The 23607-nt window shown below is 60.9% G+C and carries 18 protein-coding genes and 1 pseudogene; 13 read left to right on the top strand and 6 right to left on the bottom strand.

Annotation, left to right across the window (positions count from 1 at the left end; genetic code table 11):
• Positions 1–82: 82 nt before the first annotated feature.
• The 12 genes and pseudogenes from V8Z65_RS05780 to V8Z65_RS05725 all read left to right on the top strand — a co-directional run bounded on the left by V8Z65_RS05780 (position 83) and on the right by V8Z65_RS05725 (position 16793).
• On the top strand, positions 83–1048 hold the full coding sequence (locus V8Z65_RS05780) for an ABC transporter permease (RefSeq protein WP_338723128.1): 966 nt from the start codon (positions 83–85) through the stop codon (positions 1046–1048).
• Positions 1049–1093: 45 nt separating this feature from the next.
• Positions 1094–1840, top strand: coding sequence for an ATP-binding cassette domain-containing protein (locus V8Z65_RS05775; RefSeq protein ID WP_338723127.1), 747 nt, complete (start codon positions 1094–1096; stop codon positions 1838–1840).
• Positions 1837–2835 carry an ABC transporter permease gene (locus V8Z65_RS05770; protein WP_338723126.1) on the top strand — a complete coding sequence of 333 codons (999 nt, stop codon included), beginning with the start codon at positions 1837–1839 and terminating at the stop codon, positions 2833–2835. The genes V8Z65_RS05775 and V8Z65_RS05770 overlap by 4 nt, the downstream gene beginning before the upstream one ends.
• A 12-nt stretch (positions 2836–2847) precedes the next feature.
• Positions 2848–3873 carry a Gfo/Idh/MocA family oxidoreductase gene (locus tag V8Z65_RS05765; RefSeq protein WP_338723124.1) on the top strand — a complete coding sequence of 342 codons (1026 nt, stop codon included), beginning with the start codon at positions 2848–2850 and terminating at the stop codon, positions 3871–3873.
• Entirely contained in the window at positions 3870–4829 is a 960-nt protein-coding gene (locus V8Z65_RS05760) for a sugar phosphate isomerase/epimerase (protein WP_338723123.1), read from the top strand. Before V8Z65_RS05765 ends, V8Z65_RS05760 begins: the two co-directional genes overlap by 4 nt.
• Before the next feature lie 306 nt (positions 4830–5135).
• Positions 5136–5768: pseudogene (locus V8Z65_RS05755) on the top strand (tyrosine-type recombinase/integrase).
• Between the two features lie 562 nt (positions 5769–6330).
• Complete coding sequence (locus tag V8Z65_RS05750) at positions 6331–6537, top strand: cold-shock protein (protein ID WP_338723122.1); 207 nt, start codon at positions 6331–6333, stop codon at positions 6535–6537.
• A gap of 103 nt (positions 6538–6640) precedes the next feature.
• Positions 6641–6889 carry a hypothetical protein gene (locus tag V8Z65_RS05745; RefSeq protein WP_338723121.1) on the top strand — a complete coding sequence of 83 codons (249 nt, stop codon included), beginning with the start codon at positions 6641–6643 and terminating at the stop codon, positions 6887–6889.
• Positions 6886–7134: a hypothetical protein gene (locus V8Z65_RS05740; protein ID WP_338723120.1), complete on the top strand. Its 249-nt coding sequence runs from the start codon at positions 6886–6888 to the stop codon at positions 7132–7134. Before V8Z65_RS05745 ends, V8Z65_RS05740 begins: the two co-directional genes overlap by 4 nt.
• A gap of 133 nt (positions 7135–7267) precedes the next feature.
• Positions 7268–7402, top strand: coding sequence for a hypothetical protein (locus tag V8Z65_RS05735; RefSeq protein WP_338723119.1), 135 nt, complete (start codon positions 7268–7270; stop codon positions 7400–7402).
• A 108-nt stretch (positions 7403–7510) separates the two neighbouring features.
• Positions 7511–15994 (top strand): glucoamylase family protein, encoded by an 8484-nt coding sequence (locus V8Z65_RS05730; protein ID WP_338723118.1) that lies wholly within the window; start codon positions 7511–7513, stop codon positions 15992–15994.
• A gap of 364 nt (positions 15995–16358) precedes the next feature.
• A complete protein-coding gene (locus tag V8Z65_RS05725) occupies positions 16359–16793 on the top strand; it encodes a phage integrase N-terminal SAM-like domain-containing protein (protein ID WP_338723117.1) in 435 nt (144 codons plus the stop codon).
• Between the two features lie 129 nt (positions 16794–16922).
• On the opposite strand, the gene V8Z65_RS05720 is transcribed toward V8Z65_RS05725, so the two are convergent.
• The 6 genes from V8Z65_RS05720 to V8Z65_RS05695 all read right to left on the bottom strand — a co-directional run bounded on the left by V8Z65_RS05720 (position 16923) and on the right by V8Z65_RS05695 (position 22760).
• On the bottom strand, positions 16923–17267 hold the full coding sequence (locus tag V8Z65_RS05720; RefSeq protein ID WP_338723116.1) for a hypothetical protein: 345 nt from the start codon (positions 17265–17267) through the stop codon (positions 16923–16925).
• Between the two features lie 419 nt (positions 17268–17686).
• The gene (locus V8Z65_RS05715; protein ID WP_338723114.1) at positions 17687–17980 is read right to left on the bottom strand and encodes a hypothetical protein; all 294 of its coding nucleotides are present in this window, start codon (positions 17978–17980) and stop codon (positions 17687–17689) included.
• Between the two features lie 333 nt (positions 17981–18313).
• A complete protein-coding gene (locus V8Z65_RS05710) occupies positions 18314–18586 on the bottom strand; it encodes a hypothetical protein (protein ID WP_338723112.1) in 273 nt (90 codons plus the stop codon).
• Between the two features lie 259 nt (positions 18587–18845).
• Positions 18846–19877 carry a histidine kinase dimerization/phosphoacceptor domain -containing protein gene (locus V8Z65_RS05705; protein ID WP_338723111.1) on the bottom strand — a complete coding sequence of 344 codons (1032 nt, stop codon included), beginning with the start codon at positions 19875–19877 and terminating at the stop codon, positions 18846–18848.
• Between the two features lie 320 nt (positions 19878–20197).
• Positions 20198–20446 (bottom strand): hypothetical protein, encoded by a 249-nt coding sequence (locus V8Z65_RS05700; protein WP_338723110.1) that lies wholly within the window; start codon positions 20444–20446, stop codon positions 20198–20200.
• Between the two features lie 1375 nt (positions 20447–21821).
• Positions 21822–22760 (bottom strand): LysR substrate-binding domain-containing protein, encoded by a 939-nt coding sequence (locus V8Z65_RS05695; protein ID WP_338723109.1) that lies wholly within the window; start codon positions 22758–22760, stop codon positions 21822–21824.
• A gap of 102 nt (positions 22761–22862) precedes the next feature.
• On the opposite strand from V8Z65_RS05695, the gene V8Z65_RS05690 reads away from it, so the two are divergent.
• Positions 22863–23603 (top strand): isochorismatase family protein, encoded by a 741-nt coding sequence (locus V8Z65_RS05690; RefSeq protein ID WP_338723108.1) that lies wholly within the window; start codon positions 22863–22865, stop codon positions 23601–23603.
• The last annotated feature ends 4 nt before the right edge of the window (positions 23604–23607 follow it).

Below are 23607 nucleotides of genomic sequence, written 5' to 3'. Positions count from 1 at the left end.
CTGATCGCCAGCGCAGTCGTGAACCTTTTCGCGTGCGCCGTGCGAGGGCGCCGGCGGTAAATCTGCGAGAAAGTCGAACTCGATGACCATTCTGAGACAACTTGCCAATAGCGCCGGGTTCGGATCGGTTATCGGCGTGACTGTCATGCTGGCCGTGTTCACCCTGATCGACTTCTCAGGCTGGTGGACCCCCCGGACGCTATTCAACGTCATCCACTACACCTCAATTCTTGGCCTCCTCGCTATGGGGCAGGCTTTGGTCATCATCTCCAAGGAGATCGACCTGTCAGTCGGTTCGGTCTACGGCCTGGCGGGCATCGCCTTCATTACCCTCGAGCCTTCGCTTGGCGTGCCCGGATCAATGGTGGCTGCGCTTGCCATCGCGGCGCTCTGCGGGTTGGCACAGGGTATTGTGGTCGTGTGGGGCGGTCTCCCATCAATGATTGTCACGCTTGGTGGCCTCTTTAGTTTCCGCGGCATCATTTACGTCTGGACCGGCGGCTCGGTACGCAACTTCTCGCCAGACGCCCGCGAACATTGGTTGACGCAACTTTTCGGCGGGGAACATCTCGGTTTCGAAAACGCATTGCTCTGGATGGTTCTCATCCTCGTCGTCCTGAGCGGTGTTCTCAAGCTGACCCCGTTCGGGAACCACCTTTTGGCCACCGGCGGGGCGGCCGAAAGCGCCGCGTCCCGCGGTGTGCGGACCGACCGGGTCAAGATCGCAACCTTTGTGATCTGTTCGGTGCTGGCGGGCCTGGCGGGCGTTGTGACGCTCGCCGACCAGCCGCAGACGCACGTAACGATCGGCGAGCTCCTTGAACTTGAAGCCATTTCGGCCGCCGTGGTCGGCGGCTGCTTGCTATCCGGCGGCCGCGGCTCGCTGATCGGCGCCGTCCTCGGGGCCTTCATCGTCACCAGCTTCCGTTACGAGCTGATCGCGCTGGGCGCGCCTTCTTCGTGGTTCATCACGTTCGTCGGCATCGTTTTGATCGCAGCCGTGATCTTCAATCAGAAACTCGCCCGCCGGGCTGGTCAAAACGTATAACACGGGAGGAGCAAAGCGATGTCTGACGCAAAGCCCCTGATACAGGTGAAGAACCTGAACCTCTACTTCGGTAGCTTTCATGCGCTGAAGGACGTCTCCGTCGATTTTCATGCGGGCGAGCTGGTCGGCCTGGTCGGCGACAACGGGGCCGGCAAGACGACGCTGATCCGCGTCCTTTGCGGCATCCACAAGCCCACGGAAGGCGAAGTCTATTTCGACGGCAAACTCGTCAAGGAGTTTCATCCCAAGCTGGCCATCGACCAAGGTATCGAGACGATCCAGCAGTCCGTCGGGCTGTGCGACAATCTCTCCATAGCCCGGAACTTCTATCTCGGCCGGGAACCCACGAGGAAAGTGCTCGGCATTCCGCTCCTCGACTTTGCCAAGATGCGCGGCGAAGCCACAAAAGTCATCCGGGCGTTCGGGCTGCGCGACAACGTCTCGGTCGATGACGAGGTCGAGCGACTTTCCGGCGGCGAACGTCAGTCGGTCAAAATTGGACGCGCGGTGGAGTTCAAGAATCGCGTCGTCATCATGGACGAACCGACCAACCATCTATCGGTGCGCGAACGGGAGCATGTCAACGAACTGGCCCTGCAACTGCGCAACCAGGGCCTTCTGGTGATTTACATCACCCACGACATCTTCCAGGTCCATAAGCTTGCTGACCGGATCGTCATCATGGAGAACGGCGAAAAGATCGAAGACGCCTCGACCGACAAGATGTCCGCCGAGGACCTCGAGGAAGTCATCCGCCAAGGCGGCCGCGTCGTTAAGACGGTGGAGCCGTGACTTTGTCTCTAGCCGCCCTGAAACCCCTCATTCGCAAGCACTCGGAGATCGGGATCCTGCTGGTCGCCCTTCTTCTGGTCTTGCTCTTCATCGCAACATCAGGTGGGCGTTGGAACAACGCCTACAATATCAGCACGATCCTCCAGGTCACGGCCACCCTAGGCCTGATGACCCTTGGCATTGCGCTGGTTATCGGTACCGGGGAGATCGACATCTCGGTCGGCTCGACCTTCGGCATGGCCGCATTGATCTACCTGTTTTTAGCCGTCCGGATCGATCCAGCGCTGGCCGCGCTCGTTGCCGTAGCCGCGGGAGGCGCGATCGGCGCGTTCAACGGGTTACTCGTCACCAGGACGGGTACGCCATCGTTGATTGTCACGCTGGGGTCCCTGATGATCTTTCGCGGCCTTGCTATCGCGCTGACGAGCGGCTTTGCGTTTTCTGTGCCCTACAAGGACCGTGGCGCGCTCTCCTACTTCGTTCTCGGCGGCGACAATGTTTTCCGCTTCGGCTCGTTCTCCGGGGTCAACACCGGTTTCCTCTGGTTGATTGTCGGACTGGTCGTCCTCACCATCGCCCTGAAATTTGCTCGCTTCGGCAATCATTTGCTTGCCGTGGGCGGCTCGGCTGCCAGTGCCCATTCGCGTGGCGTCCGTGTGGATCGCGTAAAGCTCAACGCGTTCATCATCTGTGGTCTTCTAGCCGGGCTGGGCGGCGTGCTCGAGGCCGGCAAGCTGGGATCCGCCGACGGGTCCATGGGCCGCCTGATGGAATTGCAGGCAATTGCGTCCTGCGTGCTCGGCGGCTGCCTGTTGGCAGGCGGCCGCATCTCGCTCCTCGGGGCGCTCGTGGGTACCTTCGTTCTGTCCTCGATCCAGTCCTACCTGGTCGTGATGGCCATAGCCCCACAATGGTTCATGGTCCTCCTGGGCATCATCGTTGTGCTTGCCGCCCTCAGTGACCGTGGATTGAGGCAATGGGCGCTCAAGCGGTAATGGAGTGATCTTATGAGTGTTCGAATAGCGGTCATTGGCGCGGGGCTCATGGGGGCCGACCACGCAAGAATTGTCGCCGATGATCTGCCTGGCGCCACCTTGCAAGTGGTCTGTGACATGGATGGCGCCCGCGCGAAATCGGTCGCCGATGCCTGCGGTGCGTTGGATATCTCCTCCGACGCCGAGGGCACCATTGCTCGCAAAGACGTCGATGCGGTGATTGTGGCAAGCCCGGATTTTACCCACGCACCACTCAGCCTGGCCGGCATAGGCGCCGGCAAGCCAGTCCTGTGTGAAAAGCCTCTATCGCAGTCGTCGTCCGAATGCCTTTCGGTGATCGACGCTGAGATGAAGACGGGACGGCGCTGGATCCAACTTGGCTTCATGCGCCGATATGACCAGTCATACGTGGAAATGAAGACCGCACTTGCTGACGGGGTGCTGGGGCGCGCCCTGATGATGCACAATTTCCATCGCAATGCGGAGACTCCGGCGGCAGATTTCACCGCCGCAATGGCAATTACCAATTCGGCTCCACACGAATTCGACGTGGTGCGTCACGTCCTCGATACTGAGTTCACCGCGATCTCGGCTTTCCAGCCAATCCGATCGGACGGTTTGGTCGCGCCGGTATTTCTGGTGCTTGAGACCCGCGACGGGCAAATCGTCAACATCGAGATCAACAACAATGCTTCCTATGGCTACGACGTGCGGGGTGAGCTGGTGGGCGAAAGGGGCTCCATTGCCCTAAACGCCCCGGTCTATTCGCGCCTTGATGCGGGATTGCGCCAGACCACGGAATACGCGCCGGATTGGCGTCCCCGCTTTGGCCAGGCGTACCGCCGCCAGAACAGGTCCTTCCTTACCTTGGTAAACACCGGCGTGTTCCCCGACATCGCGTCAGACAGTTGGGATGGCTACGCGGCCGCAACGGTCGCGGAAGCAGGCGCGCGCGCATTGCGCGAAGGCCGGAAAGTGCCCATCGAAATGATTGAGAAGCCGGCTTTTTACGCCCGCTACAGGGACGCTGCAGCATGAAACTGGGGTTCGTATCGGACAGCCTTGGCGGCACTTCCTTTGAAGAAATGCTCGACAATGCCAAGCGCTTGGGCGTTAGCGGGGTTGAGGTCAACACTGGAGGATGGTCCACCGCGCCCCATTTTGATCTTTCCGCGATGAAATCGAGCGTCAAGGAACGCAAGGCGTTCATCAAGGCCTTCGCTGATCGTGGGTTGGACATCATCAGCCTGAACGCCAACGGAAACCCGTTACACCCGACCGACTTGGCGCAGGGCGAATGTCTCAAAGACACGATCCGTGTCGCAGGCGAGATGGGCATCAAGACGGTTTGCGCGATGTCCGGCCTCCCGGCGGGGAGCGCGAATGACATCATGCCCAATTGGGTCGTCTCATCCTGGCCGCCTGAAACGCAGCAGATCCTGCGCTATCAGTGGGAAGACAGGCTCTTGCCCTTCTGGACGGAAATCGTGACCTTGGCCAAAGAAGCCGGCGTCGAGAAAATCGCGTTGGAACTGCATGGCAACCAGTGCGTCTACAACGTCCCCTCCTTACTGCGGCTGCGCGAGGCAGTAGGCTCCATCGTCGGGGCGAACCTCGATCCTTCGCACCTTTTCTGGATGGGCGCCGATCCGCTGGCGGCGGCCGAGGCTCTCGGCGGCTCCGTCTACCACGTGCACGCCAAGGACACGCTGCTGAACGCCCGGGTGCAAGCCACAGCCGGTCTGCTCGAAAACGGCAGCCTCATGGACATCCCGGCCCGAAGCTGGAGCTACATCACCCTCGGGTTCGGCCACGGCGAAGAATGGTGGCGACAGTTCTGCTATAGGCTGAAAATGGCCGGCTACGATGGCTGGCTGTCCATCGAGCATGAGGACGTCCTGCTAAACTCGCTGGAAGGGCTCGAAAAGTCCGTAGCGCTTCTCAAGGGCGTGATGCCGGTTGCGGCGCCCGACTTCCAGCCGCAGGACATCTGAGCCAAAGGTGCACTTATACTAGGGCGCCCCTTGGCGCGCGTGGGACCCGGGATGCCCCGCTCCGATCTAGCACCGTGGCCCTGGATGGCATTCCCCAAGTTCTGCGACATGCAAGCGTGGGCAGAATGGCGGCTTTTGCTCGTCGGATGCCAGAAGCTGCTTGTCCGCAACCGGCCCCGCTGGAGGCGCTACCGAGGAGAATTGTGCGGCAGGGGGAAGTTCTCCCGAGGCTGCATGGCGCTGGCTGACGAACTGTTCGCCTTAATCGTTCTCCGATTGGCCGATGTTGGCCAAAGGAGAATGAAAATGGGTATCTCACAATATGACCCCGCCGCCAGAGGTCGGCCGGCGTGGAACGCCGGTCGGCAAGTCGGAGCCAAGCGGGCACTCAGGGTGCGTCAGATCTGGGCAATCCGGTTCTTTCTGGATCGGGAGGGGCGAATGCGCGACCGAGCGCTATTCGACCTGGCCATCGATAGCAAGCTGCGCGGCTGCGATCTGGTCAAGCTAAAGATCGGCACACTGGTGACCGGTCACGACATTCGTGCCCGGGCGATGGTCATTCAACAGAAGACCGGCCGGCCGGTGCAGTTCGAGATCACGACCGATGCCAGAACAAGCTTGCTGGCATGGCTCGAAAGGCGAGGTGGCTCGGTAGAGGATTTTACCTTTCCCAGCCGAGCTGATCCAAACGACCACCTGAGCACCAGGCAATATGCTCGACTGGTGGACGAGTAGGTGACCGCCATCGGTCTTCGCAAGGAGGAATACGGTACGCATTCGCTCCGGCGCACCAAGGCCTCGCTCATCTACAAGGCAACCGGCAATCTCCGCGCCGTGCAAATCCTTCTTGGCCATACCAAGTTCGAGAACACCGTCCGCTACCTGGGCGTCGATGTTGAGGACGCACTGGAACTGGCGGAGCACACCGAAGTCTGATGATCAGCGGCCCCACCACAGGTGAGGCCGCATGAGGGGACACCGAGGGAACATCTTGTCCGGTTCGATCGCCGGAACCGGCCGGTCAGCAATCACACGATCGCGCCCTGTTCAAGAAGAACTCCGGACCATCGCTGATGCGCCCCATTTCAGCCATTCATGATCTCAGAACCGATGCCTAGAAGCTGCCCGTCCGCTTGAAAGCGCACCATACTCGATCGGCATCGCTGAGGCGGCCAATCCTTCTTTGCAGTTGCGAACAGGCTTTCCAGGACTCCAGGCCCCCTACTTGCTCCTTCCCGGTAGACCCGGCGGTATTGCGAACTTTACGGCACTTCGAGGTTCAGCGCTCCAGAAGACTCGATGCGGCGCAGCGGCCTTGAAATCAACGCATTGTACACCCATCTATAACAGACGTTCTCAGCCTCTAAGGCCACTGATCCTCCCACCCCAGCCGGACGCTTGGCGAACCCTGAATTTGCGAACGTTTATCCCCCTGCCGCATTTCGCGGTGGGGCAATTCACATTCGCCATTTGGCGAAGGGTTTGGAAAGTCAATTTAATGACCAGCGGCACAGTAAAGTTCTACAATTCCACCAAGGGCTTCGGTTTCATCACCCCGGATGAAGGCGGCAAGGACGCTTTCGTCCATGTCAGCGCAGTCGAGCGCGCCGGCATGTCGTCCCTCAACGATGGCCAGAAGCTTTCCTACGACGTAGAATCCGGGCGGGATGGCCGTGAATCGGCAGTCAATTTGCAGCTGTCCTGATGGATCGGCCGCCTTCGGGCGGCCAATTCTCTACAAGACCATTTTGCCCAGGCGGGTCGTCCGGCCATGCCCTGCACCCAGCTCAATGATCGAAGGAATGGATATGACCACGCTTGACTATTCCGCTACCGCTGAGCTGTTTCCCGACAAGAACAGCAGGCGCTCCTCCCGTGAACGATACAGGCGTTTCTCCACCGCCGCCGAAGCCGTACGCTACACCATTGAAACCTTGCCGGCCGAACTGGTCGGCGGCTCCGTTCTGGAGGTCGAGGAACAGCGCTTCAACGGCGGCCAGATACGCGACCTCTACAATGCATCGGCGTTTCCGCTGAAGCGCCTGGCGCACGCGTGAGTCAACGCGAACAGCAAGCACCTTCGACTAGGCAGGCGTCGCGCCCGCCGAACGGTTCGGCGCTGACCTATGGCTTTGTTGGATTTTCCCTGGCTGCCGCCATCCTGCTGGCGGTCGCGCGCTTTTACGATATCAGCCTGCCGCGTCATGGGCTGGCGTTCGCAGGCGTCACCGGCCTCGCCTTTGTCGGCGGCATCGCCGCGCATGCCATCCGCACCGTCCGGCACAGGGCGCTCCTGTCCTGAGCCCGGGGTCCTACGACGAACCACGCGTGCTCGTGAAGCTGGGCAGCTTGCCGCCGGGATTGATGGAATAACTGAATCACGTTGCCGGCTTGTCCGGTCGGCAGCCCAGCCGTATCCGGGCCGAGGAAATGTCATGGCTAAGGGACAGATGCGCGGTAACCGCGAGTTGAAGAAACCTAAGATGGTCAAGGCGGCGCCGGTCACCACCACAGCACCTGCTGCCAAGGCCGTGCTCGATCGTATCGCCGTACCCAAGAAGAAAAACTGACTTCTTCTTGCCGGATCATTTTCCCGATCCGGCAGGCCCTTTGCATGCCCTGCGACAGAAGCCACTGGCCGGGGACAGATAACCCAGGCTCTTCGAGGTTTAACGCAGATGACAGTCCTCGATATCCCCGCCCGGCCCGAACGCCGTCGCCCGGCCACGCCGTGGAATGATACGGCTCCGGTGCGCGAAGAGCTGTTTGGCGTCGAACGGCTCGAACAGCATGCGCGGACCCTCGCCGCCGCTCAGCTCATAACGGGACGGCCGCCGGCCGTCCTGTCTTTACACAGGCGATTAAAAAGCAATGCAGCCGTGCTGCTGGCCGCCTATCGCGCCAGCGCCGTAGAGGTCGAGAGCGCGCGCGAAGTTGTCCCAGCGGCCGAGTGGCTGCTGGACAACTATCACCTTGTCGAAGAGCAGATCCGTGAAATCCATGACGATTTGCCACCCAATTACTACCGGCAATTGCCAAAGCTCGCCGAAGGGCCGTTTGCCGGCTATCCACGCGTGTTTGGACTGGCCTGGGGCTTTATCGCCCATACCGACAGTCACTTCGATCCAGAAACGCTGACGCGTTTCATCGCGGCCTATCAGCAGGTTCAGCCCCTGACCATCGGGGAGTTGTGGGCCGTGGCAATCACCCTGCGCATCGTGCTGGTGGAAAATATGCGCCGGCTCGCCGACCAGATTACGGCTGGACGCAAGGACCGGGCCGAAGCTGATGCACTGGCCGATCTCGTGCTCACCGGCGACAGCGTCAATGCGGTGATCGGGCGAATGCCTGACAAGCCACTGCCCGAATTGTTCGCGGCGCAACTGGCCAAGCGCCTGCGCGACCACGACCCCAGCACCACGCCTGCGCATGGCTGGCTCGAGGCGCGGCTGGCCAGCCAGAAAAATTCCATCGAAAACGTTGTCCAAAACGCCCAGCTGCGTCAGGGCGCGTCCAATGTCACCGTGCGCAATATCATTACCAGCATGCGCCTGATTTCCGACATCGACTGGGCCGATCTGTTCGAGCGCGTCAGCCTTGTAGATGCCGCGCTGAACCAGAACGGCCACTTCCCCGCGATGGATTTCGCGACGCGCGATCTCTATCGCAGCGCCATCGAACATCTGGCGCGCGGCTCGGAGCTGTCCGAACTTGAGATTGCCCGAGCGGCTGTCGAAGCGGCAGAAGCCGCCGGAGGCGTGGACGCCTCGGCAATCGAGGCCGAACGGCTGAGTGATCCCGGATATCACCTGGTGGCCCAAGGCCGCCCTGCCTTCGAGCGCACCATAAAATTTCGCCAACCCGTGCGCCTGCATCTTGCCCGGCTGATGGGCCATATGGGCATTGGTGGCTATGGTGCCGCCATTGCCGCGGCGACCCTGGCTTTGGTGGGCATCCTCCTCTGGCCGGTCTGGGGCATGTCTCCCGCCGCCGGCTTGCTTTACCCGCTTCTGGCCCTGGCGCTCCTTCCCGCCAGCGAGGCGGCCATGGCCATCGTCAACCGGGCCGTCAGCTGGGGCGCTGGAGCATCGAGCCTGCCGGGCCTCGAACTGGCCGGCGGCGTATCCGAACAATTCCGAACCCTGGTCGTCGTGCCGACCTTGCTCGTCAGCAGGGCCGAACTGATCGAGGACATCGAGCGGCTAGAGGTTCATTATCTCTCCGGAACTGGTGGCGACATCAGCTTCGCCTTGCTGACCGATGGGCTCGACGCCGACGCCGAGACCCTGGAAGGCGACGATGACCTGCTCGCTCTCGGCCTTGAGACCATTGCGGAACTGAACCGACGCCATGGACCGGGTCCAGCGGGCGACCGCTTCATGCTGCTCAACCGCAAGCGCCGTTTCAATGCCGGCGAAGGCGTCTGGATGGGCTGGGAGCGCAAGCGTGGCAAGCTGAGCGAACTCAACCGCCTGCTGCGCGGCGCCACCGATACCAGCTTCGCCACTCCGGATGGCCAGGTACCCACCGTGCCCGCCAATGTCCGCTTCGTCATTACGCTTGATTCCGACACGCGATTGCCACGCGATGCGGCGCTGCGTCTCGTGGGCAAGATGGCCCATCCGCTCAATCGGCCGCGCCTTGGTGACGCGGACCAGCGTGTGGTCGATGGATATGCCATCATCCAGCCCCGCGTCACCCCATCGCTTCCCGTTGGCGCCGACGGATCGCTCTATCAGCGGGTGTTTTCGGCTCCCGGCGGCATCGACCCCTACGCGGCGGCGGTTTCGGACGTCTATCAGGATCTGTTTGGGGAAGGCTCCTACACCGGCAAGGGCATCTACGATGTGGATGCCTTTGAAGCAGCGCTGGATGGGCGCATCCCCGAAAATGCCCTTCTGAGCCATGATCTGTTCGAAGGCACCTTTGCGCGGGCTGGTCTGGCCTCTGACGTCGAGGTGGTCGACGATTTCCCCTCCCGCTACGACGTGGCCGCCCGTCGGCAACATCGTTGGACGCGTGGTGACTGGCAATTGCTGCCCTGGATCGCGGCGAGTTCGGCGCTTCCGGCGCTTGGGCGGTGGAAGATGGCAGACAATCTGCGGCGCTCGCTTGTCGCCCCGACGGCGTTCCTGATGCTTGTGTTTGCCTGCCTGATGCCGCTGCACACTGGATTGTTCGTGGCGGGCTGGGTCCTTGCGGCCCTCGCCGTGCCGGCAATTCTTCCCGTGTTGTTCGCCATCCTGCCGCATCGCAGCGGCATGCAGTGGCAAAACCATCTGCGCACGCTTGCGAGCGATGCCAGAACCGCCGTGCTGCAGGTCCTTTTGGGCCTTGCCTTCCTGCCCGATCAGGTCTGGCGCAATGGCGATGCCGTGCTGCGGACCCTGTCTCGGCTCTGGATCACCCGCAAGCATCTGCTCGAATGGACCACCACCGCCAGCGCAGGTGGACGCACAAGGCTGACCTTGACCGGGTTCTATCGCGACATGGCGGGCGGCACGGCCTTGGCTCTGGTGCTGCCCGCGCCGGTTCTGCTAGTGTCGCCCTCGTCATGGCCACTGGCATTAGCCCTGGCCTTGCTCTGGCTAGGCGCACCCGCAGTTGCGCTCTGGGTCAGCCGCCCGCCCCCAAGACCGACCGGCAAGCCGCTGAACGGCGCCGATGCCGACTATTTGCGGCTGATCGCTCGCAGCACTTGGCGCTACTTTGAAACCTTCGTCACGGCGCGCGAAAACATGCTGCCGCCCGACAATTTTCAGGAAACGCCGACCCCGGCGATCGCGCATCGCACCTCGCCGACCAATATCGGGCTTTACTTCCTCTCCATCGTCGCGGCGCGGGACTTCGGCTGGACCGGCAGGCTCGACACCGTGGAGCGGCTCGAAGCGAGCTTTGCCACGCTCGCCAGGCTGGCCCGCTTCAAGGGGCATTTCTTCAATTGGTACGACACGCGTGACTTGCGGGCGCTCGATCCGGCGTATGTGTCTTCGGTGGATAGCGGCAATCTGGCCGGACATCTGATCACGCTGGCCAATGCCTGTGAGGACTGGGCGGAGACGGCTCATGCCGAAACCCTCAGCGGTTTTGCCGATGCTCTCGCGCTGGCGCGCATGGCTCTGGTTGACCACCCTGCCGAGGTGGTCGAGGCCATTACCCCGGTCCTTGATGAGATCGCGGCCCTCCTTGCCGGTCCGCAATCGCTTTATGCAATGACGCCGACGCTATCGAGACTGTCGGACAAGGCATCCAGACTCTCCCGTTCGTCACAAACAGGTGGCCCTGACACCGACCTGTCCTATTGGACAGCGGCCCTCCGCACTCTGCTCGACGAAAAGGCCCGCGACCGCGACCTCCTGCACCGCGATCCCGATGCGCTTGTTGTGCGCCTGCGGGCACTGGCCGGCGTCGCCCGAAAGACGGCGCTGGACATGGACTTTGCTTTCCTGCTCGACCCGGACAGGAAACTCCTGTCCATCGGCTATTCGCTGACGGACAATGGGCTCGACACCAATTGCTACGATTTGCTGGCGTCCGAAGCCCGGCTTGCCAGTCTGTTCGCCATTGCCAAGGGCGATGTCACGACACGGCACTGGTTCCGGCTGGGACGCGCCGCGACCCCTCTCGGGAATGGATCGGCGCTGATCTCCTGGTCGGGCTCCATGTTCGAATATCTTATGCCCTCGCTGGTCATGCGCGCACCGGCGGGAAGTCTTCTGGACGACACCAACCGCCTCGTCGTCGCCCGCCAGGAAGCCTATGGCCGGGCCCGCAACGTACCATGGGGCGTCTCGGAATCCGCCTATAGCGCCCGCGACTACGAGTTCACCTATCAATATTCCAATTTCGGGGTCCCGGGGCTGGGTCTCAAGCGCGGGCTTTCCGCCAATATGGTGGTCGCTCCCTACGCCACAGGCCTTGCTGCCATGGTCGATCCCGCGAGCGCAGCGACAAATTTCCGGCGCTTCGACGATATGGACGGGCGCGGTGTTCACGGCTTCTACGAAGCGCTCGACTTCACCCGTTCCCGCCTCCAGGAAGACGAAGGCTATGCCGTCGTGCGCAACTATATGGCGCACCATCAGGGGATGACCATCGTGGCCATTGCCAATGTGCTGCATCATGGACGCATGCGGGCCCGCTTCCACCGCGAGCCCATGATCAAGGCGAGCGAATTGCTGCTCTCCGAGCGCATGCCGCGTGGTGTCGCCACCGGACATCCGCGCGCCGAGGAGGTCAGGGCCTCCGCCCGTCTGGCGCTCAGTCCAGCCCCTGTCGGACGCCGGTTGATGCTGCCGCGCGGCGGTGCTCCGGTGACCAATTTGCTGTCAAATGGCCGTTATGCGGTCATGTTGACGGCCTCGGGCGGCGGCTACAGCCGCTGGCGCGACATTGCCGTCACCCGCTGGCGCGAGGATGCGACACGCGATGACAGTGGCGCTTTCGTCTTTCTCAAGGATACCCAGAGCGGGGCAATCTTCTCGCCAACCACCCAGCCGCTGAATGAAGCTGCCGCAGCCTCGGTGATCTTTGCCGAGGACCACGCCCAATATCTCCGCCGCGACGGCTCGCTGTCCACGGAAATGGATGTCCTGGTTTCAGGTGAAGATGACGGAGAGGTGCGCAGGATTTCCCTCGCCAATAGCGGTCGGCGCGCTCGTGAGGTCGAGGTGACCTCCTATGCCGAACTGGTGCTAACGACACCCGCGATCGACAATGCCCATCCCGCCTTCGCCAAGATGTTTGTGCAGACCGAATATCTGCCTGAGTTTGGAGCGCTGATCGCCACCCGACGCCGGCGTGCACCCAGCGAGCCCGAAATCTGGGCGGCTCATTTCGCTGTCGTCGAAGGCGAGGTCATCGACGACCCTCAATACGAATCCGACCGGGCCAAATTCCTGGGCCGCAATCGGTCCATCAGCAACGCTTCTGCTATTCATGGCGGACGGAAATTATCCGGGACCGTGGGTACTGTGCTCGACCCGGTCTTCTCGCTGCGACGGCACTTGCGCATACAGCCCGGCAAGGTCGCGCGCGTGGCCTTCTGGACACTGGTTGCGTCTTCGCGGGCGGAACTGCTCGAACTGGTCGACAAGCACCATGATCGCAGTGCCTTTGAGCGCGCCAAGACCCTGGCCTGGACCCAGGCACAGGTTCAGTTGCATCATCTCGATGTCACGCTGGATGAGGCCGCAGATTTCCAGCGACTGGCGGCGCCGATCCTTTACGCCGATCCGCGCTTCCGACCCCCCTCCGATGTCATCGCAGCCGGCGCCGGCCCGCAATCGGGATTGTGGCCCAATGCCATCTCTGGCGACCTGCCCATCGTGCTGTTTCGCATCGATGCGGTCGAGGACATGCCGCAACTGCGCCAGATCCTGCGTGCCCACGAATATTGGCGGATCAAGCGCCTGGCCGTCGATCTCGTGATCCTCAACGAGCGTGGCTCCTCCTATGTGCAGGATCTGCAGAACGCCATTGAGGCCGCCCTGCGCTCCAGCCAGTCACGCCCGCGCTTTGATGACAAACCCGCCCAGGGCTCGGTGCATGTGCTCCGGACGGACCTGATTACTCTGGAGACCCGCACCCTGCTGAATGCGACGGCCCGGGTAGTGCTTGCCGCCCGTCGGGGCTCCATTGCTGACCAGTTGGCCATGCTCACCGAAGCCAGTGAGCAGCCGCTACTGAACCTGCCGCCTGCCGTCGCAGAACCTGCCGGCGAGACAGTCGAGCATCCCGGCGACCTTGAATTCTTCAACGGGCTCGGCGGATTTGCCCGGAACGGCACAGAATATGTCACCGTGCTCGATAATGGCGCCACGACGCCCGCCCCCTGGATCAACGTCATTGCCAATGACGGTTTTGGTTTCCAGGTGTCGGCAGAGGGCAGCTTTCATACCTGGGCGGGCAATAGCCGCGAGAACCAGATTACCCCCTGGTCGAACGATCCCGTCACCGATCCGGTGGGCGAGGCGATCTATCTCAAGGACGACGAAAGCGGGGCCTTATGGAGCCCCACCGCGCAACCGATCCGCAATACAGGGCGCTATGTCGCCGCCCATGGCTTCGGCTATTCCCGCTTTGCCCATCAGGCGTATGGCATCGAGAGTGAACTGGTCTGCTGCGTCCCGCTGTCCGATCCGGTGCGGATTTCGCGACTGACATTGACCAACCGTTCCGGCCGTGCGCGGCGGCTCTCGGTCACCAGCTATGCCGAGTTCGTGCTTGGTATCCAGCGCGGTGCAACCGCCCCCTTCATCATCACCACTATCGATCCGCAAACCGGCGCCATGATGGCCCGCAACAAATGGGCCATGACGTTCCCCGGTCGTGTCGCCTTTGCCGATATGGGGGGGCGCCAGACCGCCTGGACCGCCGACCGCACGGCATTTCTCGGGCGCAATGGCAGCGCCTCCGCCCCCGCGGGGTTGGCCGGTGACGCGGCTCTCAATGGAAAGACCGGCGCCGGCTTCGATCCCTGCGCGGCGTTGCAGACGGGAATCGAACTGGCAGCGGGCGAAAGCGTGGAAATCGTCTGCCTGCTCGGGGAGGCGCAGTCCGAAGAGGCAGCGCAGGCGCTGGTCGAGTACTATCGCACGACCGATCTCGACCCGGTGCTTGCCGATGTGAAGGCGCATTGGCAATCCGTGCTCGGCGCCATCCAGATCAAGACACCCGACCGGGCCATGGACATCATGCTCAACGGCTGGCTGCTCTATCAGACGCTGGCCTGTCGCGTCACCGCGCGTTCGGCCTTCTACCAGGCTAGCGGGGCCTACGGCTTCCGCGATCAGCTTCAGGATGGTATGGCGCTGACCCTGACCCGTCCGGAGGACACCCGCCACCACATCCTGCGTGCAGCAGGGCGGCAGTTCATCGAGGGCGATGTCCAGCACTGGTGGCTCCCCCATTCGGGCCTGGGGGTGAGAACGCGCATTTCCGACGACCGCGTCTGGCTGGCCTTCGCCGCCGCGACCTATGTCACCACCACCGGGGACGCGGCGATCTTCGATGAGACCGTTCCGTTCCTGGATGGCCCGAAACTGGCCAAGGGCGAGCACGACGCCTTTTTCCAGCCCATGCCGTCAGAGCACGCCGCCTCGCTGTTCGAGCATTGCGCGCTGGGTCTCGATCAGGCGTTCAAGCTTTCCGGCAGCCATGGCCTACCCCTTATGGGCACTGGCGACTGGAACGATGGCATGAACCGGGTCGGTGAAGGCGGGCAGGGCGAAAGTGTGTGGCTGGGCTGGTTGCTGCTCCGCTCCGTGGATCTCATCCTGCCCTTTGCCGATGTCCGCGATCCCAAGCGCGCGAAGCGCTGGAGGGGGCAGGCGGTCCGGCTCAAGGCATCGCTCGAGCGGGACGCCTGGGATGGTGCATGGTATCGGCGCGCCACCTTCGACGACGGTTCATGGTTGGGGTCTAAGGACAATGACGAATGCCGGATCGACTCCATCGCGCAGACATGGGCGGTTCTATCTGGCGGCGCCGATCCGATCCGCGCCGGCGTCGCCATGGCTTCGCTGGAGCAGCATCTAATCCGCAAGGACGACGGGCTGGCCCTGCTGTTCACACCGCCCTTCGATACGACCGAGCGAGACCCCGGTTACATCAAGGGTTATCCGCCGGGTCTGCGCGAGAATGGCGGCCAATATTCCCACGCCGCCATGTGGGCAATTCTCGCTTTCGCCCGGTTGGGGCAGGCCGAGAAAGCCCACGACCTCTTCGCCCTCGTCAACCCCATCAACCATGCTTCGACGCCCGCCGCTGCGGCAGTCTACAAGGTCGAGCCCTATGTCGTGGCCGCCGACGTCTATGCCGTCGCCCCGCACACCGGACGTGGCGGCTGGACCTGGTACACCGGCTCAGCCGGATGGATGTATCGCGTCGGCCTGGAAGGCATTCTCGGACTGCGCCGCGAAGGAGACATGCTCATCATCGAGCCTTGCCTGCCTGCTCCCTGGCCGGAGTATTCCGCGACGCTCAACGTGGCCGGCACCCGATACGAGGTTACGGTGCGCAATCATGCCCTCTACCCAGCTTCGTGGGGCACAATGATGTTGGATGGTGTCGACGTACCGCTTAAGCCTGGGCCAGTGCGTGTGCCTCTTGATGGTGGGGATCATGCTCTTGGCATCAATCTGGTACCAAAGCGGCGCTAGGAAGCCTCTGAGGCAGACGTCCTGACTTATCGGTTGTTGCGTCCGAGCGTCAGCATGATGGCTGGCGGTCCGCAATGGGAGCATCCATAGATTGCGATCTGATGGACGTCCGGCGGCCTATGGTCCGCTGTCGACTCCTTCAACGCTGGAACCGCACAGGCCGGAGACGGCCTTCACTCATCATGAGCGAGTCCGGCGGGAAGTGCAGGGGCTTCCAAAAATCTGCTAGGCATCAAGGCGCCCCATGCACTGACCCGCTCCGCGGGAGGGGTGCGCGCGGTCAGTTCAGCGTGATCGTTTAGGTCTTTGAGCGGCTGAGGTCGCAGTCGGACCATGGAGTTTCTTTCGACGAGAGGAACTCCCCATGGCTACGTTGCCGACCGCTGCTCCCGCCACGCCGCTCCGCCAACGCATGCAACAGGACATGCTGATGCGCGGCCTTGGTGTCCACACCCAGCACGATTACGTGCGTCACGTCCGGCGCTTTGCCGTCTTTCTGGGGCAGAGCCCTGATGTGGCCACGGCAGACGATCTCCGTCGCTACCAGCTTTTTCAGTATGAGAGCGGCGTCAGCCCCTCCGCGATCAATGGCGCGGTCTCGGCCCTGCGCTTCCTGTTCGATGTGACGCTGAAGCGGCGGGATCGGTCGCGGGCCCTGGTATTCACCCGCTATCAGCGCCAGCTGCCTGACGTGCTCAGCATCGAGGAGGCTGCCCGGCATCAAGTACAAAGCTGCGCTCGGGGTCGCTTATGGCGCGGGCCTGCGCGTCTCCAAGGTGGCCCATCTCAAGATCGATGATATCGACAGCGCCCGCATGCTGACGGGTCTCGCTAGGTCCGGTAAGTGATCGTCGATGGCAGGTCTGCTCGGCCGTGAGGCAGACCCTACGAACTAGACTGATCGCAGCCATCAGCCCGGCACAGGCGATTATTTACGCGGAAGGCCCCAGTTCTTGCGGCCTTCCTTAGCATTTGTATCAAGTCCCAGGCCTTTTCCGGCAGTGATATCGCCGGTCGAACCGCCGAGGTCAAACCCTGGACGATCGACCTTCTTTTGGTTCTTGTCTGACTCTGGCTTGTCAGCCTGATCTTGCTCGGGCCTCTGATTGGATGGAATGTCCTTATATTCGTCGACCTGAACGCCAGTGCTGTCTAAGCTTTGTCCGGGTGGCCTCTGGGCCTTGTCGCGGTTGCTGAGGATGTCGTTCTTGCGAACTTTCGCATCATCAAGCTCCGACATTGCTCCCGAACCGCTTTTCTGACCTGCTGTCATTACGTCATCCCTTCGGCGCCGTGGCGCGGTTTACAATAGGATGTAACGGCTGGATGGCTAAAGGGATGCATTGCCAATGAGAGAAATGCCTTCTAGCCCCTTGCTCGTTCCGGCCAGATGGTGTGTTGAGGGACTGGGCTGCGCAAATCGTGATCGCCTCTGGCTCGCACACGCTGGCCAAATTTATACTTCCGCCAAAACAGGACCGTCCGCAGTCGGCTCCACATAGGCCTGGAGGATTGTAGGGCAGTGGGCTTCCGGTGACCCGCCGGGCAGATGCGCGCCCTCCATAAGTTGCTTAAGCGGCATTGTGTTGCATCCAAAAGCTGAGCCTCGCGATGCAGTAGGGCACTCCATGCATTGCCAGTGTGGAAGCTGATTGGCTTGATGGCGCTATCGGCCCAGCGAGTGGAAATAACTTACTCGACCGGGCCAAGGTCATCCTGCCTTGCAACCTCTTGATCGACGGCTTTGATGTGCTGCCGTCTCCGGCGATGTCGCACCAGAACGCCCAAGGCGAACACCGGCACAAGGGCGACGCCAAGCACCATCGGATAAGCCAGTACCCTGAGGCTATAGAACATGCCGAAAGACACGACCCCGATGAAGGCCAAAGTCACTGCGACAACACCATAGGTCAGCGCAGTTCCTTCGGGATGAGGGGCATATTTGTTGGCGGCAGCTGTTGCCTGGGCTCGTCTGCGGTGCTCCATCCGGCAATGTCTCCAAGGTTATCCAGATCGGGGCAGGTCAAAAGTCCGCCGCTTGAAAGCGGCGCCCACTTCTCGATGCAGTCCGGGAAAAATCTGCGCTCTTGTCATGCCGACCGAGGTTCAAGACGGCCCCTTCGAGCTCGGCGATCGAGGGGGCTTCGGCACTTTTTTCCTCAACGCACCTACATCAAACGGGGTTGCGACATGGCCCCCACGGCACGGCCAATAGCATCGCTTCAGACAGCGGGCCTAACAATCTTGGCAAATGTGTTGGGGCATACCCGACATCGCGAACAGATGTTGAAGTCTGTCGGGCGTATCGAGAGCTTTTTCTCACTCGGGCGTACCCACCCCAGTTGAGATGTTCCGGGTAAACGCCCGGCGCAAGGGATAGTCCTCGGAGAAATAGAGATTGCGGATGGCATCGCCGGCATATCGAATTTCGTCGGATTCGATAAGCGAACTGGCCTGCAGGCCTAATGGAAGAACTTCGACCGCAAATTGGATGGCTTCAGCCAACGAGGGGAACCGCTGATATCGAGCTACGCGCGGCGTGCGATGGTTTCGTCCAGGAAAGAGTTCGGCTGGTTCATCATAATTGATCATTTTCGGTTTCCTTGCGAAGTCGTCTCATTCGGCGCTGGGCAGCAACGACTATGATATGGGGAAGTGTGGAGCCACGGGCCAAAGGGGTCCGTATCGATTGCGCGAAGCTGACTGGCGATAGCCGACATTGTAAGGCGTAGGGACAGCGGTGCTCTAATTCTGGAGCCAGACCACTTGTTTGACTCCGAGATTGCCTCGCCGGATGAGTAGGGGCTCGGAAATTGGAGGCCACCTAGGCCGGATGGGTGCGCGGAGCGGTCTAAATCGTGTCGGCGATTTCTCGGTGACTGATAACCACAGAGGTGCCAGGGTGGGCGTCACTAAGCTGTATGTCCGCTTGAAGATTCTTAGCCAACGCTTCGACGATACCTGTGCCAAGGCCCGGCTTGGATGCATCGATCCCTGTTGGCATACCGATTCCATTGTCGGTGACCGAAAGGGTCCAGTCCTCGCCTGTCGCGTAATACTCGATCAGAATCTTTCCCTCGCGCTCATCGGGGAAGGCGTGTTTGAGGGCGTTGATGACCAGTTCGGTTACGATAAGGCCCAGGCTGACCGAGACGTCCGCGTCCACAGCGCTGCCATCAACATTGACCTGAATCGAGAGCCGCTCGGGTTCAGCAATCATGGACGCGCCAAGGCTCTGAGATAGTTGCGTTAGATAGGCATGGAGTTCGACGTCTCCGCCCGTAGATGATGAAAGGTGCCGCTGCAGGGCAGCAATCGACATCACCCTGTGGTGGGCATTCTGGATGTGCCCGCGGGCTTCCTCCGACTGAACGCGGCGCGCGCTCTGCATGAGCACACTGGCGATAATCTGCAGGCTGTTGGCGACCCGATGTTGGATCTCCTGCAACAATATAGCCTTGTCACGGACTAGGTTATCCTTTTGACGGGCCTCCGCGCGGGCGTCTGTGACGTCGGCTATCGCCAGCAGAAGGCGGAGGTGATCCTGATCGCCGTCATCGAGCGTGCGCGCATTGACGACGAGCTGTCGCACCTTCTGGTTCGGCCGTTTGAGCTCGATTTCGTAGGCCTCAATTTTTGCGCTTCCTGAGGCAGTGGCCCTCAGCAACGAGACGAGCCTGGGCAAGGCCCATTCACCGTTTCCAAGCTCGACAAGGAGCTTGCCTGACACGGTTCCAGGATCAACGTCGAAGGTCCTGCAGAATGAGGAGCTCGCTGCGATGACCTCCAGGTCTTCGGACAGGAACAGCAGCGGTTCATTCGATGAGACCACCACGGCAAGTGTACTCGCGGCCTCGAAATGAGCAGTTGGACTTTTTGACATGTTGAGGCCCCATGGGCCGGAGACTCGCGGCGCGGGTCATTACTCGGCAGCTTTGGTCTGGACGTTAGATTGAGGCAGCCTCGACAAGCGTATCACAGCATAGTCAGCGCTTTTGGTTCAGTTGAGGGTGCCGTTGACATCCCGCTGGTCGATTTGGGCGGACGCCAAATCAGCGATGAAGTTGAGCCAAATCTATTTGGCTACAACGACGCTGCTTTGCGGGATATTGCCCGTTATTCGATTGACGCCGCCGACACTCAACAAAACCAAACACAGGAACATCGAGATCAGCAATGGGGCCCTGTCTCGGAACAGCTTTTTCATAGATCATCAATGAAAAGGGACAGGACGCCGCCTTGGCTCATCGAGACGGCCACCACATCGTCTGTGGTCAGCCCTGCTGCCTTCAGCACGGTCTGAAAAGTCGGGTTCTTGTCGATCTGTCTATGAAGGCTGGCCAGAGCCTCTAGTTCGTCTGCGCTTGGTACGGGACCCGGCGCGCCCTTCGACAGATAATGGAGGTCCGAGAAGCGGACGACGCGAGCAGCGTTGGCAGTTGCAATTGCCACACTCATCCTCGTCTCTACTTGGGCGGGAGGACCTTGAGCTGCTGCTGGGTACGTAGGCAAAATGACCAAGGCACATAAAATGATCAACTTCACCAAGCTTGCCTGAGCTTTTCTTGCTCGGGCGCTAATTGGTGCACAACGGCCGCGCTCACCGACTGTGGTGTGCTGTCTGATTTCTGGTGATAACATAATGCGTCCTTTCAAGACGCGCTCTATCGAGAACCTCCATAGGTCCTCGGCGGCGCAGGCACGTTGGCTGCCCACTTTAATGCAGACACTATTTCAGGGCCCTCGGCAGCGTGGTGAATTCACGAAATTCGCTCGCCAACAAAGTCACTTAGTGTTCAGGAGTGACCATCTTTCTCGTCATGTGCCTTGTCACCTTTCTCGTCATGTGCCTTGTCACGAGCGAGAGCTGCGGTCAGCTGTTCATGCGTCACGAGCCACGCAGAGACACTTCCCCCATCCGTGATCATAATGGTCGTCGTGGTGCGGTACGCCTCCCAGGAAACATCCAGAGGCACCCGTTCAGTGCGAAGCGCGTAGGTTCCTGCGCGACAATGGCCATCCATCCCTGGCAACTTGAACGCGTGCCTAAAAGTTATGGTCGTCGAGGTTTCGTGGGGCGGCATTTTGGTGCTCCCTGATCTCTGCTGCACGCCAACAAATCTGCAACTCACTGGCGAACCGACGGCGAATGCACGGGGCAGACGCCAGCGAAGCCTGTTCCGTTAGTTTGTGGATTTGTCGACAAACCCTTCGAGTGCACCGCCTTCATTCTCCCACCGGGATACTGGACGGCGCGCTTGACAACCTGTTCCCACATCTGGGCGCATATTTTGACGCTGCATCCAGCGCCGGACGTCCACGGTCGCGTCCTCGCTGGTCCGGCCAGTGCGCTCAATGACGAGAGCACAAAGCTGACCTTCTGTCGTTATGGAGGCCAAGTCGGCTCGTGTCAGCGAGGGCCATTCACGGTGCGCAGCGGCCCGCAAGTGGATCTTATGTGACGACGAGCCAACATGCTCTCCCTTATGGAAGCTAAACATTGCATTCTCCGGAAGAACGTTGAGTGCCGAAAGGCGGAGCCAAGAAGGGCCAACTCGCGACGTCTGACTACTCAAATGGACCTTGCATGCCCATAGTACAAGGCAGCAGCACTGACGTGCTTCTACCTTTGAGTGCTCGGATTTCGGTTCATGGTCGCAACTCTCAACATCAGAACTAACCTGAACGGCTGCTAACCCGTCATTAATTCCGGAAAGCCGCCAGTCCGCAATCGGCCCCTACCCTGCCCTTCCGCCAGCTTGGCCAATGACCGAAATGGGCCGTTGGCGGACTGGCCGCTATGCGCGCCTAATGTTGGAAAGCGGACCTAGTCTGGACTTGTAGTCATGCCGAGCCCGCGCCTTTCAGAAAGTAGGGATGTCGTTGTGCTCATTTCCTGCTGCAACCAGTGAATAAAGGCGTTCACTATGGGCTTTCGCGCCCTATGGTCAGGCTCCAACAGATAGTAGCCCCGGCCCGACGCCACCCGGGCCGAGTGAACCTCGACAAGCGCGCCTTCCACCAACTGATCGGCAATCATCGCCTCTTCTGCGATGACAATTCCCATGCCTTTCTCAGCGGCACCGTAGGACAGGGCCGAGTTGAAGAGAATCGTCCCGCGATCGAGCTGGAAATTGGGCACCCCGGCACCCGCGCACCATAAGGTCCAGTCGTCCAGGCGCCGCATGGTGTGAATGATCATATCGGTATTGCCCGCAAGAAACCTTCCCAGGTCTGTCCTGCGCGCCACTTCCGGGGACGCGACGGCGATCAAGTCGATATCGAATAGCTTTGTCGTCAGATATCCGTGCCATTGGTCCTGGCCTGTGGTGATGGATACATCTCCCACACCATCGAACTGGCCGCCCGGCTGTTCCACGGCGGTGACAGTCAGGCTCGCCGAAGGCCAGGCGCGCTGAAAGGACGACAAGCGGGGCAGCAGCCAATAGGACGCAAATGTCGGCGTAGTCTTGACCACAAGCGCATCCGGCCGCGCCAGGGCGCGAACCGTTTCAAACGCACTTTCCATCTCTCGGAGCGCGTCCACGGTAAGACTGCGATAGAGGCGACCCAGCTCTGTTAATTTCACATGCCTCGCCTCACGACGGAACAATTCCCCGCCAACCCTGTCCTCGAGCAGGCGAACTTGCTGGCTGATCGCGGCCTGCGTCAGGTTAAGTTCTTGAGCCGCCTTGGAAAAGCTTTCGAGTCGAGCGCTGGCCTCAAAAGAACGCAGGCTGGCAAGTGAGGGAAGGGGCTGAGGCATCTATTAGTCCGGCTTATGAAGGAGCGTAGTTAGTTTTGCTTGAACCGGATCAAATTGCCAATACGCTAATCAACGTGAACTTTAGCCTAATAAATAGGCAAATTGGCGCTGACAAGGAGAATGGCAATGTACGGTTGGGAGAATTTTCTCAGCGAGCGGGACAAACTGCATGACCAGCAATGGGGCAAGAAGGAGCTGTCGGGATTTGGCAGCAAACCCGCGCTGGTATTGATCGACATGTACTACAGCGTCGTGGGCCTCACGCGCGAACCGATCTTTGAATCGATGAAGACTTGGCCAGGCAGCATGGGCTTGGAGGGGTGGGCGGCCGTGGACAAGACCGCCGAGCTGCTCGCCGTCGCGCGTGAAACCGGCGTTCCGGTCGTGCACGTCAAGGGCCTCGACAATGGCATGAAGCCCTGGGTGCACCGCAAACCACGGACCTCAACGATGAGTGCCGAGATGAAGCGCAAAGGGCAGCAGATCTGTGACGAGGTTGCCCCCATTGCCGGCGAGGTCGTGATCGAAAAGACGGCACCGAGCGGCTTTCAGGGGACGCCGCTGGCTTTCCACCTGATTTCGATGGGCATCGACACGGTCATCCTGTGCGGCGAATCCACCAGCGGCTGCCTGCGCGCCAGCGCTGTCGACGCCGCCACCCATCGCTTCAAGGTCGGTGTGCCGATGGACTGCGCCTATGACCGCACCGAGGCATCGCATTGGATGAACCTCTACGACATGCATCAGAAATACGCCGATGTGGTCGATGCGGAAATGGCCAAGGCTTACTTCCGCAAGCTTGCGGCCAGCACGGAGCCCGCGCTCACCCGCATGGCTAGCTGACCAG

The sequence above is a fragment of the Devosia sp. XK-2 genome, from assembly GCF_037113415.1.
Lineage (GTDB): Bacteria > Pseudomonadota > Alphaproteobacteria > Rhizobiales > Devosiaceae > Devosia.
The sequence above is the reverse complement of the archived record's forward strand: the minus strand, read 5'-3'. Positions and strand labels throughout refer to the sequence as shown.

What these genes read in the sequence shown, in the direction of transcription:
- V8Z65_RS05735 (WP_338723119.1), top strand. Translation starts at nt 7,268, where the DNA reads ATGGCTAAGGGACAGATGCGCGGTAACCGCGAGTTGAAGAAACCTAAG.
- V8Z65_RS05780 (WP_338723128.1), top strand. Translation starts at nt 83, where the DNA reads ATGACCATTCTGAGACAACTTGCCAATAGCGCCGGGTTCGGATCGGTT.
- V8Z65_RS05730 (WP_338723118.1), top strand. Translation starts at nt 7,511, where the DNA reads ATGACAGTCCTCGATATCCCCGCCCGGCCCGAACGCCGTCGCCCGGCC.
- V8Z65_RS05725 (WP_338723117.1), top strand. Translation starts at nt 16,359, where the DNA reads ATGGCTACGTTGCCGACCGCTGCTCCCGCCACGCCGCTCCGCCAACGC.
- V8Z65_RS05720 (WP_338723116.1), bottom strand. Translation starts at nt 17,267, where the DNA reads ATGACAGCAGGTCAGAAAAGCGGTTCGGGAGCAATGTCGGAGCTTGAT.
- V8Z65_RS05695 (WP_338723109.1), bottom strand. Translation starts at nt 22,760, where the DNA reads ATGCCTCAGCCCCTTCCCTCACTTGCCAGCCTGCGTTCTTTTGAGGCC.
- V8Z65_RS05765 (WP_338723124.1), top strand. Translation starts at nt 2,848, where the DNA reads ATGAGTGTTCGAATAGCGGTCATTGGCGCGGGGCTCATGGGGGCCGAC.
- V8Z65_RS05745 (WP_338723121.1), top strand. Translation starts at nt 6,641, where the DNA reads ATGACCACGCTTGACTATTCCGCTACCGCTGAGCTGTTTCCCGACAAG.
- V8Z65_RS05750 (WP_338723122.1), top strand. Translation starts at nt 6,331, where the DNA reads ATGACCAGCGGCACAGTAAAGTTCTACAATTCCACCAAGGGCTTCGGT.
- V8Z65_RS05760 (WP_338723123.1), top strand. Translation starts at nt 3,870, where the DNA reads ATGAAACTGGGGTTCGTATCGGACAGCCTTGGCGGCACTTCCTTTGAA.
- V8Z65_RS05715 (WP_338723114.1), bottom strand. Translation starts at nt 17,980, where the DNA reads ATGGAGCACCGCAGACGAGCCCAGGCAACAGCTGCCGCCAACAAATAT.
- V8Z65_RS05705 (WP_338723111.1), bottom strand. Translation starts at nt 19,877, where the DNA reads ATGTCAAAAAGTCCAACTGCTCATTTCGAGGCCGCGAGTACACTTGCC.
- V8Z65_RS05710 (WP_338723112.1), bottom strand. Translation starts at nt 18,586, where the DNA reads ATGATCAATTATGATGAACCAGCCGAACTCTTTCCTGGACGAAACCAT.